The organism is Amycolatopsis sp. NPDC024027 (assembly GCF_040638975.1).
In the GTDB taxonomy this organism is placed as follows: Bacteria; Actinomycetota; Actinomycetes; order Mycobacteriales; family Pseudonocardiaceae; genus Amycolatopsis.
On record NZ_JBEZYY010000018.1, the window covers coordinates 121208 to 135451 of the forward strand.

The window sequence follows — 14244 nt, forward strand, 5'->3', positions numbered from 1 at the left end:
CACGCCGTTGCTGAGAGCGACTCAGTCTGAGGGTGGATTCCGGGTCCTCCCTTCGGAGGACCCGCGCCCCTGAGCTGCGCTGGGTGCCGGCTCCGGCGCGCTCGGTGACGACGTGTCCTCTTCGGACGGCTCAGGCTCGCCGCCGCTCGCGGCGACGTCGTCTTCGGTGCGCGGGCGCCGCAGCGGCGTGGTCGAGCGGTCCCACAGCTTGCGGCCCTCCTCCGAGCGCAGCCGCTCGGAGGCGCGTTCCATCTCCAGCCGCCGCCACTTGCGCCGCTGCCGCCGGGTCGCCTTCGCCGGCCACAGCTCCTGGATCGCGCTGTTGAAGTACGCGCCGCCGACCACGGCCAGCCCGATGAAGAACATCAGGAGCAGGAACGCGATCGGCGCGGCGAGCGCACCGTAGGTGTAGCCGGTCTTGGTGATCCAGTTCAGGTAGACGCGCAGGCCGATCGAGGACAGCAGGAACACGACCATGGCGAGCACCGCGCCCGGCAGCCCGCGGTGCCACGGCAGCTTCCGCGGCAGCGCGAGCTTGTACAGCGTGGTCAGCGCGAGGGTGATCATCGCGCCGAGCGCCGGGAAGTACAGCGCGCTCACCCACGACGTCACGGTCGGGCGCCACGCGGTCGGGAAGAACTCCGGCAGCAGGTCGGGGCCGATCGCCAGCAGCGGCAGCCCGACCACCAGGATCACCAGGCCGCACAGGTACAGCAGGAGCGCGAAGATCCGCTGCCAGACGTCGTTGCGGACGCCGTACTGGTCGTGCGCGACGGTGATGGCGTCCACGAACGACGACATCGCCGACGAACCCGCCCACAGCGAGATGAGGAAGCCGACCGAGACGATCTCGCCCTTGCCGACGGTGAGGATGCTGTTCACGGTCGGTTCGATGATGTCGTGGACCGCGTTCTGGCTGAAGACCGTCCGGCAGAAGCCGATGATCCGGTCGTGCACCGCGGCGACGACGTCCTGCCCGAACCACTCGCCGACGAAGCCCAGGCTGCCCAGCAGGCCGAGCAGCAGCGGCGGCAGCGACAGCGTCTGCCAGAAGGCCGCCTCGGCGGCCTCGGAGAAGATGTTGCCCTCCCAGGCCTTGGCGAACGTGCGCGTGACGAGCCGCCACGGCCCCTTGCGGGCCACCTTCGTCGCTGCGGACGGCTGCACCTCACCCATGACGTGTCCAGCATGGTCCATCCGTGCTGATTTGGCTCGTCACACCCCCTGCGGCCGGGCGTGTCGGCGGACGTCACCCGTGCCGGTGCCGGGAACTGTCGGACCCGGCCGGTAGACTCGCTCCAGTGCCCTCACCGCAGTCGCCGACCGATCAATGCAGCAGAAGTCGGTACCACAGTGAGGGTTTTCGCACGTCACAGCACTTGAGGCAGTTGAGGCAGTTGAGCGAGGGGGAGGACCGGCGATGACGGAGACGCAGCTCGGGGCGCCTCCTGCGGAGAAGGACTCGACCGCGCGCCCGCTGCGGGCGTGGCAGCGGCGGGCGCTCACCAAGTACCTGACGCAGAAGCCCAAGGACTTCCTCGCGGTGGCGACGCCGGGGGCCGGCAAGACGGTGTTCGGCCTGCGGATCGCCGCGGAGCTGCTCAGCGACCGCACGATCGAGGCGGTCACCATCGTCACCCCGACCGAGCACCTCAAGCACCAGTGGGCGGCCTCGGCCGCGGCGGCCGGCATCGCCATCGACTCGAACTTCCGCAACACCACCGGCGTCACCTCGTCCGACTACAACGGCGTCGCGCTGACGTACGCGCAGGTCGCGGCGCACCCGACGCTGCACCGGGTGCGCACGGAGAACCGCAAGACGCTGGTCATCCTCGACGAGATCCACCACGGCGGCGACGCGAAGTCCTGGGGCGACGCGATCCGCGAGGCCTTCACCCCGGCCGTGCGGCGGCTGTCGCTGACCGGCACGCCGTTCCGGTCCGACGACTCGGCCATCCCGTTCGTGACGTACGAGCCGGACGCGGGCGGCTTCCAGCGCAGCAAGGCCGACCATTCGTACGGCTACGCGGACGCGCTGGCCGACGGCGTGGTCCGGCCGGTCGTCTTCCTGGCGTATTCGGGCGAGGCCTCCTGGCGCACCAGCGCGGGGGAGGAGTTCACCGCCCGGCTCGGCGAGCCGCTGACCGCGGAGCAGAATGCCCGCGCGTGGCGCACGGCCCTCGACCCGGCGGGCGAGTGGATCCCGGCGGTGCTGCAGGCCGCCGACACGCGGTTGTCGCAGGTCCGCCAGAGCGTCCCGGACGCGGGCGGCCTGGTGATCGCGACGGACCAGGAGTCGGCGCGGGCGTACGCGAAGATCCTGGAGCGCCTCTCCGGCGAGATGCCGACGCTGGTGCTCTCGGACGACCCGAAGGCCTCGGGGCGGATCAAGGAGTTCTCCGAGACGAACGAGCGCTGGATCGTGGCGGTCCGGATGGTCTCGGAGGGTGTCGACGTCCCGCGGCTGGCGGTGGGCGTGTACGCGACGAGCGCGTCGACGCCGCTGTTCTTCGCCCAGGCGATCGGCCGGTACGTGCGGGCGCGCAAGAAGGGCGAGACGGCGAGCGTGTTCCTGCCGTCGGTGCCGGTGCTGCTGGAGCTGGCCAGCGAGCTGGAGGCCCAGCGCGACCACGTGCTCGGCAAGCCGCACCGGGAGAAGGAAGGCTGGGAGGACGAGCTCCTCGCCCAGGCCAACCGCACCGAGGACGAGCCGGGCGAGGAGGAGAAGGCGTTCACGTCCCTGGGCGCCTCCGCCGAGCTCGACCAGGTCATCTACGACGGCAACTCGTTCGGCACGGCGGTGTTCTCCGGGTCGGACGAAGAGCAGGAGTACCTGGGGTTGCCGGGGCTGCTGGAGCCGGACCAGGTGCGGGCGCTGCTGCGGAAGCGGCAGGAAGAGCAGGTCGCGGACGAGAAGCGCCGCAAGCCGGCCAAGGAGGCCGCACCGCCGCCGACGGCCCGCCCGCAGTCGGTGAGCGAGCGGCTGGGTGCGTTGCGCAAGGAGCTGAACGCGCTGGTGGGGATGTACCACCACCGCACGAAGAAGCCGCACGGCGCGATCCACAACGAGCTGCGGCGGGTGTGCGGCGGCCCGGTGACCGCCATGGCGACCGTCGAGCAGCTGGAAGAACGGATCGTCACGCTGCGCTCCTGGTGAGGGTGGCCGGTCCCGGTGCGCTGTCGCCCGGGAGACTGAAGTTCCGGCGATCACCGTCCGTCTCCGGGACGCCGTGATCACTCCACCGCCAGGCTTGTGACGCTGCGTATCGCGCTGTCACCAGCGGGCTGCCCCTCCGTGCCCCGCCGGATGGCCTCCCGGGCACCTCATCGCCCCGATTTCGCAAGTCGGCGACCAATCGCGCCGCAGAGTCGTGGACGGGCCACGGGTTGCGCTGGGTGCACACGACCGGAGCAATCTCGCGGCCCCGTGAAACATCGATGTAACTTAACGTGAGTGCTGGCGATCACATCGTCAGCGGATCTACTCTTTCCGGGCGAGCTTCAGCCTGTGTTGCCGAACCGTGTCCAATTGGTGTCATTTAATCGATCCAGCTATCTTCCCCGCAGCCGCTCAGCGGCATATGTTGTCGCCCACAACATATGCGCGACGGTGCGCCGGGCCTCCCCGGATCACCGTCCCGCTGGCCCGAAGCACACGCCGACGGCCACTCGTCACCAATGCTTGGATCCGGAAGGAACGAGGATGCGCAGCAGAACCCTTACCCTCCTCGCCGCGACGGTGAGCGCCGGCCTGGCGCTGACCGCCTGTGGCACCAACAGTTCGAACAGCGGGGGCACGGGGAGCAACTCCGCTTCCTCGTCCGCCCCGGCCGCCGGTGGTGGCGCCAACGGCAAGGTCGGCGTCATCCTGCCGGAGACCGCCAGCTCGGCTCGCTGGGAGGCCTTCGACAAGCCGATGCTGCAGGCCGCCCTCGCGGCGCAGGGCTTCGACGCCGACGTCCAGAACGCCCAGGGCGACGCCCAGAAGTTCAGCAGCCTGGCCGACGGCTTCATCAGCTCCGGCGTCAAGGCCCTGATCATCGCCCCGGCCGACCCGGCCGTCGGTGCCGCGGTCGAGGCCAAGGCGAAGACCGCGGGCATCCCGGTCATCGACTACGACCGGCCGAGCCTCGGCGGCACCGCCGAGTACTACGTCTCGTTCGACAACGAAAAGGTCGGCCAGCTGCAGGGCCAGGCCATGGCGGACGCGCTGAAGGACAAGGCCGGCGCGGGTGTCGTCCAGATCGAGGGCGCCCCGACCGACAACAACGCCACGCTGTTCACCAACGGCCAGGACTCCGTCCTCGAGCCGCTGTTCACCAGCGGCAAGCTGAAGCGGATCCAGAAGCAGCCGATCAACGACTGGGACAACCAGCTCGGCGGCACGACGTTCGAGCAGATCTTCACCGCCAACGGCGGCAAGGTCGACGGCGTCGTCGCGGCGAACGACGGCCTGGCCGGCGCGGTGATCACCATCCTGAAGAAGAACGGCCTCAACGGCAAGGTCCCGGTCACCGGCCAGGACGCCACCGCCGACGGCCTGATGGCGGTCATGCGCGGCGAGCAGTACATGACCGTGTTCAAGCCGATCAAGGAAGAGGCCGAGGCGACCGCGAAGCTGGCCGCCGCGCTGGCCAAGGGTGACAAGGCCGGTGCCGACGCCATCGCGACGGGCAAGCTGCACGACCCGAAGGGCAACCGCGACATCAAGTCGGTGCTGCTCACGCCGACGACGATCCTGGCGAAGGACATCAAGACCGTCGTGACCCAGGGCTACGTGAAGGCGGCCGAGATCTGCGGTGGCGACCTCGCCGCCAAGTGCACCTCGCTCGGCATCTCCTGAGCACCCGCGGTACCCCATGAACAGCCGGGCCGGGACGCGCACCCCGACGGCGCGTCCCGGCCCGGTCCCCACCCAGGAGAAAGCCCATCCATGAGTGAGCCCATTCTCGAGATCAAGGGCCTGAACAAGAGTTTCGGCCCGGTCCACGTCCTCCACGACGTGGACTTCGACGTGCGTGCGGGCGAAGTGACCGCACTGGTCGGCGACAACGGCGCCGGCAAGTCGACGCTCGTCAAGTGCATCGCCGGCATCCACCCGTACGACTCGGGGGCCGTGCGGTTCAACGGCGAGGACACGCACATCCGCGGCCCGCGCGACGCCGCGGACCTCGGCATCGAGGTCGTCTACCAGGACCTCGCGCTCGCCGACAACCTCGACATCGTCCAGAACATGTTCCTCGGCCGCGAGCGCGGTAGTTCGTGGAAGCTCGACGAAGCCAGCATGGAGAAGGCCGCCCGCGAGACGCTGGCCTCCCTGTCCGTGCGGACCGTGAAGTCGGTCCGCACGCCGGTCTCCTCGCTGTCCGGTGGCCAGCGGCAGACCGTCGCCATCGCGAAATCGGTGCTGTGGAACAGCAAGGTCGTCGTGCTCGACGAGCCGACCGCCGCCCTCGGTGTCGCGCAGACCCGGCAGGTGCTCGACCTGGTCCGCCGGCTGGCCGAGCAGGGGCTGGGGGTCGTGCTCATCAGCCACAACATGGCCGACGTGTTCGAGGTCGCCGACCGCATCGCCGTGCTCTACCTCGGCCGGCTCGTCGCCGAGGTGCACACGAAGGACGTCTCCCACGGCCAGGTCGTGGAGCTGATCACCGCGGGTCGCTCCGGTGACCTCGGCCTGGCCCGGCCCGAAGCCGTGGTCCTGTGAGCGGGAAGAAAGAACCGGAAATGACTGAAACCCCTGCCAAGCACGAGGTCGGCACCCCCGCCGAAGCGCTCGCGCAGACCCAGAACCCGTCCGCGGCGATCACCGACTTCGGGATCGACACGACATCGATGTCAACCGGCGAGGCGGTCCGCGACTACTTCGCCCGCCTCCGGGCCGGCGAGCTGGGCGCGCTGCCGTCGCTGTTCGGCCTGCTCGTGCTGGTGATCCTGTTCAGCGCGCTGTCGGACAACTTCTTCACGCTGGCCAACATCGCCAACGTGTTCCCGCAGGGCGCGGGCGTCATCATCATCGCGATGGGCATCGTGTTCGTGCTGCTGCTCGGCGAGATCGACCTCGCCGCCGGCGTGGCCTCCGGTGTCGCCGCTTCCGTGATGGCCCTGCACTACGTGCACGCCGGGAACCTGCTGGGCACCCTCGGGACCGGCGTGTTCATCACGTTCATCGGGGTTCTCGCCGTCGCCATGCTGCTGTCGGCCTACCAGCGGATCTGGGCCGGTGCCGCGCTTTCGCTGATCGGGCTGCTGATCGTCGCGATCGGCGTGCCCGCCAACGCCTGGCTCGAAATGCTGCTGGCCATCTGCGTCGGTACCGCGATCGGCTGCATCACCGGCTTCCTCGTCTCGAAGATCGGCATGCCGTCCTTCGTCGTGACGCTGGCGCTGTTCATCGTGTGGCAGGGCGTCCTGCTGCAGTTCATCGGTGAGGGCGGCACGATCGGCATCAGCAACTCCGACGTCCTGTACAAGATCGCCAACGGCAACCTGAACATCCTGGGCAGCTGGATCTTCTTCCTCATCGCCGCCGGCGGGTTCGCGGTGATCACGCTGATCAGCCACTTCAAGCGGCTCCAGCGCGGCCTGGTCGTCCAGCCGACGGCGCTGGTCATGATCAAGGTCGGCGCGCTCGTCGTGCTGTCGGCGCTGGGCACCTGGCTGCTGACGATCAACCGCTCGCCGAACAAGGCGGTCGTCACGATCGAGGGCGTCCCGTACGTCATCCCGATCATGCTGGTGCTGCTCGTGGCCGGGACCTACGTGCTCAACCGGACCAAGTACGGCCGGTACGTCTACGCGGTCGGCGGCAACAAGGAAGCCGCCCGCCGCGCCGGTATCGACGTGCCGAAGATCCGGGCGAGCGTGTTCGTCATCGGCTCGGCGGTCGCGGCCGTCGGCGGCATCGTCGCCGCCTCGAAGGTCGGTTCGGTCAGCCCGCAGTCCGGTGGCCTGAACACGCTGCTGTTCGCGGTCGGCTCGGCCGTCATCGGCGGCACGTCGCTGTTCGGCGGCAAGGGCCGCGTGTCCGACGCCGTGGTCGGCGGGCTCGTGATCGCCGTCGTGATCAACGGCCTGGGCCTGCTCAAGCAGCCGGCCGCGGTGGTCAACATCATCACCGGTCTGGTCCTGCTGCTCGCCGCCACGGTCGACGCGCTGTCCCGGCGCCGCGCGGCTGCGTCGGCGCGCTGAACCAGCATGGGATGATCAAACCCGTGACCAGCTCGCCCGTTGCTCGACCCGACGAGGTGCGCCGGCACAACCGCACGACCCTGCTCCGCCTGCTGCACGTCGGCGGGCCGAGCACCCGGGCGACCCTGGCCGCCGAGCTGGGGCTCAACCGGAGCACGATCAAGACCCTCGTCGACGGGCTCGCCGAAGCTGGCGTCGTCGAGGAGAAGGTGCCGAGGCCGGGACGAGGGGCGGGCCGCCCCTCGCTCCTGGTCCTGCCCCAGCCCCACGCGGCGGTCGTGCTCGCGGTCGACCTGCAGGTCGAGCACGTCGCGATCGCCCTCGTCGGGCTCGGCGGGCAGATCCTGGGCCGCAACAGCTGGAACCTGCGCGGCCGGATGAACCAGCCCGAAGAGGTCATCACCCACATCATCGAGTCGACGGCCATCCTGGCCGGCGACCTCGACGTGAGCCCGGTGGCGGCCGGGGTGTCGGTGCCCGGCGTCGTCCGGCGCGCGGACGGGCACGTGCACGAGGCGCCGAACCTGCGCTGGACCGACGTCGCCCTCGGCGAGCGGCTCGGCGGGGTGCTGCAGATCCCGATCCTGGTCGGCAACGACGCCGAGTTCGGGGCGGTCGCCGAGCACCTGCGCGGGGCCGCCCGCGGGGCGTCCGACGTGGTGTACATCTCGGCGGACGTCGGGGTCGGCGGCGGCGTCATCGCCGAAGGCTCGGCGTTGCGCGGCGGCTCGGGGTACGTCGGCGAGATCGGGCACATGGTGATCCGCCCCGACGGGCGCCCCTGCTACTGCGGCAGCAGCGGCTGCTGGGAGACCGAGGTCGGCGAGGCGGCGCTGTGCCGGGCGCTCGGCCTGGCCGAGGACACCGCCCGCGGGGCGATCCTGTTCGAGCTGCGCGAGCTGGGCCGCGACCCGGAGACGGCGATGACGCGGCTCGCGGAGTTCGCCGAGTGGCTCACGCTGGGGCTGATCAACGTCGTCAACCTGCTGGGGCCGCAGCTGGTGATCCTCGGCGACCTGCTGACGGTGCTGCCGGAGCCGGTGCTGCGGTACGTCGGCACCGAGGTCCGCCGGCGCAGCCTGGTGAGCCGGGCGGTCGGCGGCACGCGGATCATCAGCTCGGCGCTGGGAGCCGACGGGAAGCTGCTCGGCGCCGCCGAGGTGGCGTTCGAAGTCGTGCTGGATTCTGTCTGATTTCCTGTCCGGTTTCGTGTCCGGAATCACCACTTATCGCGGCCGAACCGTGATTTATACCACGCAATCTGCAAGATGCAGAAAGGCGGCCGGTGCCTGTGCGCACCGACCGCCTTTCGCGTCTGCAGGGTTACCGCTGGATGTCGGCGGACAGTTCCTTGAGCTTGGCCTCGTGCTCGCGGGCGTGGTGCCCGCAGAACAGTAGTTCGCCACCCGTACTGAGGATGGCTCGTACCTGAGCTGCTGCTCCGCACCGGTCACAGCGGTCGGTGGCGGTCAGTTCGGGGCGGGTGAGCGTCGGCGATGTCATGGGGGTCTCCCTCCGTCCCGGCACCGGTCGCCCGGTGCCATCGATCCAGCTACGCCCACTTCGGGACTGCTACCGGTGACGGCGATCGCCTCCGGCTCCGCGTGTTCGTGCTTCCACTGTTCCAGACGTTTCGCGGCTCGCAAGTGTTCCCGCGCCGGTGGGACCTGAGTCACGTCGATTTACCCCGGATGCCGTAGCGCTGTCCCGCATTCCAGGAGACGATTACCCGGAGAGTTACATTTTCCGTGGTCAGGCACCATGGGCTGGTGAGTTCGGTGACTTCCCCACGACGGCTTTCCGCGGTGCCCGCTCCGCTCTTGTTCGTTCTCAGCGGAATTTCGATGTACGCCGGAGCGGCGGTGGCGGTCGACCTCTTCGGCCACGCGACCCCGGCGGGGGTGGCCTGGCTCCGCTGCCTGGGCGCGGCGGTGGTCCTGCTGGCCTGGCGCCGCCCGGGCCGCGCGGCGTGGCGCGGCAGGCGCCTGCTGCTGGCGATCGTGTTCGGCGTGGTGACGGCGGGCATGAACGTGCTGTTCTACGAGTCGATCGCCCGCCTGCCCCTGGGCACGGCGGTGGCGGTGGAGTTCGCCGGCCCGGTGGTGGTGGCGGCCCTGGGCTCCCGCACCGTGCGCGACGTCCTCGCGCTGCTCCTGGTGGCGGCGGGGGTGGTGGCGATCGCGGACGTCCACCTCGGCGGCAGTTTCTGGGGAGTGGTGTTCGCCCTGGGAGCGGCGGCGGCGTGGGCGGGCTACATCCTCCTCGGCAAGAGGGTCGCCACGGACGGCGACGGCATCGACAGCCTGGCGATCGGCTTCGCGGCGGGGACGGTCGTGCTGTCCCCGCTGGCGCTGGGCACGGGGCCGGTGTGGTCCTCGCCACGGTTGCTCGGGTTGGGCATCGGGGTGGGCGTGCTGTCGACGGTGGTGCCGTACGCACTGGACCAGCTGGTGCTGCGACGCGTGGGCCAGGCCCGGTTCGCGACGCTCCTGGCCTTGCTCCCGGTGACGGCGGGGGTGATGGGGTTCGTGCTCTTGGCGCAGGTGCCGAGCGTCCCGGAGGCGGCGGGGACGCTGGCTGTCGTGGCGGGGGTGGGGTTGCGGAGCCGGGAGGGGCGGGGGTCGCGGGCGGTGGAGCCGCCGGGGTGACCCTCTGGGGGCTTTGGTGGGTTTTGCGGGGCTGCGGGTGGGGTGCGAGGGTTTCTGCGGGCTGGGGTGACCTGGGGGCTGGGGCGGGTGCTTCGGTCGGGTTTCGGCCGGGGGTGCCGAGCTGGGCTTTGGGTGCCTGGGCGCTGGGGTGCTGGGTGGCCATGTGTGTGGGGGGGCGCTGGGCGTGGGCGAGCGGGTGCGCTCAGCGGGCACGTGGGTGAGTGGGTTGTGCTGGCTGGCCTGGTTGGGTGGGTGGGCGCGCTCGATGGCCTCGTGGGTGACCGGGGTGTCCTGTGCACCAGGTGAGGTGAATGCGGCGCTCCGAGTACCCGATTCGGGTGGCCGAGGCGAGTTGTCCACATGCCTCCGGCGTTGTGGACAACCTCTCCGCAGCGAGTGCTTTTCGGCCGTTTCCGTCGGCTGCCCCCGATAGGCTGAAGCGGGGCGGATCCCCCAGGGAGGGTGGGCTCTGCGGTGGGGGCTCTGCGGTGGGGGCTCTGCGGTGGGGGCTCTGCGGTGGGGGCTCTGCGGTGGGGGCTCTGCGGTGGCCCAGCCGACCTCCCGATGTTCCCGACCGCGCACGGTGCGGGCCGCTGGAGGCGGGCGCTCCGGCCCCAGCGACCTCCCGATGTTCCCCGACCTCGCCGTCCTGCCCGGACTCGGCCACCCGTGCGCCATCGCACGGCATGCCACCCCGGCGCGACGGCCGGATCGGCAGCCGATGAAGCCCTGGCCCGCGCCAGGATCGGATCGTGATGGCCCCCGCCGCGCGCGCCCGGGATACTGAGCGCGGGCGGCAGGAAGCGGGTGGCCATGACCAAGGCGGCGTCGGCCGCGGCGAAGGACTTCGCCGCGGCCGGAGTGGGTGGGGTGCACCTTGCCTGGGCGGACAACAACGGCATTCCGCGCTCGCGGATCGTGCCCGTCTCCGGGCTGGCGGATGCCGCCACTCGCGGTGTCGGGGCGACCTCGCTCTTCGCCGTCCTCGACACCCACGACTCCATCACCTACCGGCACGAAAACCTCGGCACGCCCTCCGGCGACATCCGGCTCGTGCCCGTCGTCGAGCGACTGCGGCGGCTCGCGGGGCAGCCCGCGCTCGCCTGGGCACCCGTGCGGCAGCTCACCCGGGACGGCGATCCCTGGCCCTACTGCCAGCGCGCCGTCCTGGAAGCGCAGGTGGCCGAGGCCGGCAAGCGCGGGCTCGAATTCCGGGCCGGCTACGAGCTGGAGTTCGCCGTCGCTCCCGCCGGCAGTGTCGACGTCCTGGCCGCTCCCGGTCACCCCGGGCCGGCCTACAGCCCGCACGCCCTCATCGGGCTCGACGGCTTCGTCGGCGCCCTCCTGCACGACTTCGCGGCCAACGGCCTGCGGATCGGCCAGCTCCACGCCGAGTACGGCGTCGCGCAGCTCGAGCTGTCGCTGGCCGCCACCGATCCCGTCTCCGCCGCCGACGACCAGCTGCTCGCCCGGCAGACCATCCACGCCGCCGCGCGCGTGCACGGTCTCGCCGTCAGCTTCGCGCCGCTGATCGGCCTCGGCGCCGCCGGCAACGGGTGGCACCTGCACACCTCGGTCCGCCGCAAGGGGCGCAACCTGCTCGACGGCGACGGGCGGCCGGACGGGGAAGGCGCCGGTTACCTCGCCGGGCTGCTGCGCGACCTGCCGGCCCTGACCGCGATCACCGCGCCGAGCGTCCCTTCGACGCTGCGGCTGCGGCCCGGCTACTTCGCGGGCGCGTACGCGTTTTGGGGTGTCGAGAACCGGGAAGCGCCGCTGCGGTACGTCCCCGGCTCGGCCTTGCTGGGCGAGGGCCACGCGAACGTCGAGCTCAAGACGTCCGACGCCTCGGCCAACCCGTACCTCGCGCTGGCCGCGGTGCTCGCCGCCGGGATGGCCGGCATCGAGGACGCGCCCGCGCTGCCGGAGCCGATCGACGAAGACCCGGGTGTCTGGACGGACGAAGAACGGGAGGTCCGCGGGGTGTGCCGGCTGCCGACGAACCCCGCCGAGCAGGACGCCGCGCTCGTGGCGTCGCCGCGGATCGCCGGCGTGCTCGGTGACGAGCTGCTGGGCGCCTTCCGCGCCGTCCGGGCCTCCGACGCGGCGTGGGCGGTCGAACGCACGGCCGACGAGATCGTCGCCGCCCATCTTTGGCGCTACTGAGGGGACCGATGTCTTCGGGGATCGACGGCGGGCAGCTCGACCTGTCCGGGGTGCGGTGGCTGCCGGGCGGCGCCCGGCTGGCCGCGGTGGCCCAGGCGGAACTGCCCCAGAAGGACGGACTGGCCGCGGCGTTCTGCGGGCTCGCCGCGCTCCGGGCGGCCGGGCTCGACGTGGCCGATCAGGACGCCGTCGCGGCGGCCGCGGGCACGGTCCGGGGTCCGGCCGTGCGCCCGCCGGGTGAGCCCGGCCGCCACGACTTCCGGCTGCCGCTGCCGGTCGTCGACGACCCGGCCGCGGCCGGCACCCGGGTTTCCGGGCTGGCGGCGGCCCTCGGGTCGCTGTCGCGGAGCGCGCTCGCGGCGGTGCCGGTGACGGGGGAGTGGACCACCGAGGCCCTGTTCGACCTGCTCGTCGGCCTGTGGGACGTCCCGCGCGTGGCGGTGCTCGCCCGGATCGACGGCGCCGAGCTCGGCGCCCACGACACCCCGGAACGCGCGCTGCTCGACTACCTCGACACCGGCGTCCCGCCACTGTGGACGTCCCGCTGGCGCCCGCCCGGCGGCCACTTCGTGCTCCTGGCGGGCATCCGCATCGGCGCCGAGGGCACCCTGCTGTCCGTTGTGGACACTTACCCGTCCCTCGGCGACCACGGCCGCCACGACCAGCCGGTCGAATGGGTGACGGCGGCACTGGCCGGCCTCGGCGTGCTCGTGGTCGTCGACGCCGACCAAGCCGACGTGGTCCGCGCGGCGGCTCGCGCCGCCGGGCTCAGTCCGTCCTTTTGGGACTGACCGGCGCTCCGGGCGCGAAGCGGGAGTGGCGGCGGCCGTAGGCGAAGTAGATCACCAGGCCGATCACCAGCCACGCGGCGAACCGCAGCCACGTCAGCACGTTCAGGTTGAGCATCAGGTACAGGCACGCCAGCGCGGCCACGACCGGGATCGCCGGGGAGAACGGCACCCGGAACGGCCGATCGAGGTCGGGACGTCGGCGGCGCAGCACCGGGACCGCCACGGCCACGATGATCATCGCCGACAGCGCGCCGATGCTGACCATGTCGGCCAGCTCCGAAATCGGGATGAACGCGGCCAGCACCGCGATCAGGGCGGCGCCGCCGATGGTCATCCGGTGCGGGGTGCCCCAGCGCGGGTGCGCGGTGCCGAGCGCCTTCGGCAGCAGGCCGTCGCGGCCCATGGCGAACCCGATCCGCCCGATCGTGACCAGCTCGACCATCATCACCGACGTCAGCCCGGTCACCGCGCCGAGCGAGATCAGCGCGCCGACCCAGTGCTGGCCGACCCGGTCGAACGCGTCGGCCAGCGGCGCGCCCGTGTCGATGTCGGTGAACGGGATCATGCCGGTCAGCACGATCGAGACGCCGATGTAGAGCAGCGCACACACCGCCAGCGCGCCGAGGATGCCGACCCGGAGGTCCTTGCGCGGGTTCAGCGTCTCCTCGCCGAGGTTCGCGAGCGCCTCGAAACCGGTGTAGGCGAAGAAGACCACGGCCGCCGCGGTGATCATCCCGGCGATGCCGTAAACCGACTGCTCCAGCCCCAGCGCCGCCTGGACCGCCGGTTGTTCCAGCACCGTCGTGCCGGCTTCGGGCGCCTTCGCCGGCGGGATGAACGGCGTCAGGTTCGCGCCCTTGACGAAGAACAAGCCGACCGCGAGCACCAGCACGCACACCGCGACCTTGACGCACACCAGCAGGTTGGTCAGCCAGGCCGACTCCTTGATGCCCAGCACGGCGACGACGGTCAGCACGGCGATGATGAGCACCGCGCCGATGTTGACCTTCGCGTCTTCGCCGAACCACTCCGGCGACAGCCCGAGCAGGTTCGCCAGGTACCCGGACCAGCCCCGCGACACCACGGCGGCGCCGAGCGCGAACTCCAGCAGCAGGTCCCAGCCGATGATCCAGGCGAACACCTCGCCGAGGGTGGCGAACGCGTAGGTGTAAGCGCTTCCGGCCGTCGGGACGCTGGAGGCGAGCTCGGCGTAGCACAGCGCCGCGAGCCCGGCGACGACCGCGCCGAGCACGAACGACAGCGTCACGGCGGGCCCGGCGTGGGTCTTCGCCTCGACGCCCGCCAAGGTGAAGATGCCGGTGCCGATGATGATCCCGACGCCGAACCCGACCAGGTCGCGTCCGCGCAGCCGCCGTTTGAGCTCCCCGGAGTCCTGACGTTCCAGGACCTCGTCCACGTTCAGCGTTCGCCGCTCACCCATGAGGAGA

Annotated in this window: 11 protein-coding genes; 8 read left to right on the plus strand and 3 right to left on the minus strand. The window is 71.2% G+C overall.

The features are described 5' to 3' along the window. Positions 1-21: 21 nt before the first annotated feature. Positions 22-1176: a YihY/virulence factor BrkB family protein gene (locus AB0F52_RS35635; protein ID WP_360180531.1), complete on the minus strand. Its 1155-nt coding sequence runs from the start codon at positions 1174-1176 to the stop codon at positions 22-24. Positions 1177-1420: 244 nt separating this feature from the next. On the opposite strand from AB0F52_RS35635, the gene AB0F52_RS35640 reads away from it, so the two are divergent. The 5 genes from AB0F52_RS35640 (at position 1421) to AB0F52_RS35660 (ending at position 8384) form a co-directional block, all read left to right on the plus strand. Beyond that, positions 1421-3157: a DEAD/DEAH box helicase gene (locus tag AB0F52_RS35640; RefSeq protein ID WP_360180533.1), complete on the plus strand. Its 1737-nt coding sequence runs from the start codon at positions 1421-1423 to the stop codon at positions 3155-3157. A gap of 546 nt (positions 3158-3703) precedes the next feature. Then, positions 3704-4843: a substrate-binding domain-containing protein gene (locus tag AB0F52_RS35645; RefSeq protein WP_360180535.1), complete on the plus strand. Its 1140-nt coding sequence runs from the start codon at positions 3704-3706 to the stop codon at positions 4841-4843. Positions 4844-4933: 90 nt separating this feature from the next. Continuing rightward, on the plus strand, positions 4934-5707 hold the full coding sequence (locus AB0F52_RS35650) for an ATP-binding cassette domain-containing protein (RefSeq protein ID WP_285989855.1): 774 nt from the start codon (positions 4934-4936) through the stop codon (positions 5705-5707). 20 nt (positions 5708-5727) lie between these two features. Then, complete coding sequence (locus tag AB0F52_RS35655) at positions 5728-7191, plus strand: ABC transporter permease (protein WP_360180537.1); 1464 nt, start codon at positions 5728-5730, stop codon at positions 7189-7191. An 11-nt stretch (positions 7192-7202) separates the two neighbouring features. After that, positions 7203-8384, plus strand: a complete 1182-nt coding sequence (locus AB0F52_RS35660) for an ROK family transcriptional regulator (RefSeq protein WP_360180539.1) — start codon at positions 7203-7205, stop codon at positions 8382-8384. Between the two features lie 130 nt (positions 8385-8514). Here AB0F52_RS35660 and AB0F52_RS35665 read toward each other — a convergent pair whose 3' ends face one another. Next, positions 8515-8694 (minus strand): hypothetical protein, encoded by a 180-nt coding sequence (locus AB0F52_RS35665; RefSeq protein ID WP_020645063.1) that lies wholly within the window; start codon positions 8692-8694, stop codon positions 8515-8517. A 341-nt stretch (positions 8695-9035) separates the two neighbouring features. On the opposite strand from AB0F52_RS35665, the gene AB0F52_RS35670 reads away from it, so the two are divergent. The 3 genes from AB0F52_RS35670 to AB0F52_RS35680 all read left to right on the plus strand — a co-directional run bounded on the left by AB0F52_RS35670 (position 9036) and on the right by AB0F52_RS35680 (position 12796). Further along, positions 9036-9839, plus strand: a complete 804-nt coding sequence (locus AB0F52_RS35670; RefSeq protein WP_360180706.1) for an EamA family transporter — start codon at positions 9036-9038, stop codon at positions 9837-9839. An 813-nt stretch (positions 9840-10652) separates the two neighbouring features. Then, positions 10653-12005 carry a glutamine synthetase gene (locus AB0F52_RS35675; protein ID WP_360180541.1) on the plus strand — a complete coding sequence of 451 codons (1353 nt, stop codon included), beginning with the start codon at positions 10653-10655 and terminating at the stop codon, positions 12003-12005. A gap of 8 nt (positions 12006-12013) precedes the next feature. Then, the gene (locus AB0F52_RS35680) at positions 12014-12796 is read left to right on the plus strand and encodes a hypothetical protein (protein ID WP_360180543.1); all 783 of its coding nucleotides are present in this window, start codon (positions 12014-12016) and stop codon (positions 12794-12796) included. On the opposite strand, the gene AB0F52_RS35685 is transcribed toward AB0F52_RS35680, so the two are convergent. Continuing rightward, positions 12774-14237 carry an amino acid permease gene (locus AB0F52_RS35685; RefSeq protein WP_360180544.1) on the minus strand — a complete coding sequence of 488 codons (1464 nt, stop codon included), beginning with the start codon at positions 14235-14237 and terminating at the stop codon, positions 12774-12776. The two genes, AB0F52_RS35680 and AB0F52_RS35685, sit on opposite strands and share 23 nt — an antisense overlap. Positions 14238-14244 lie beyond the last annotated feature (7 nt).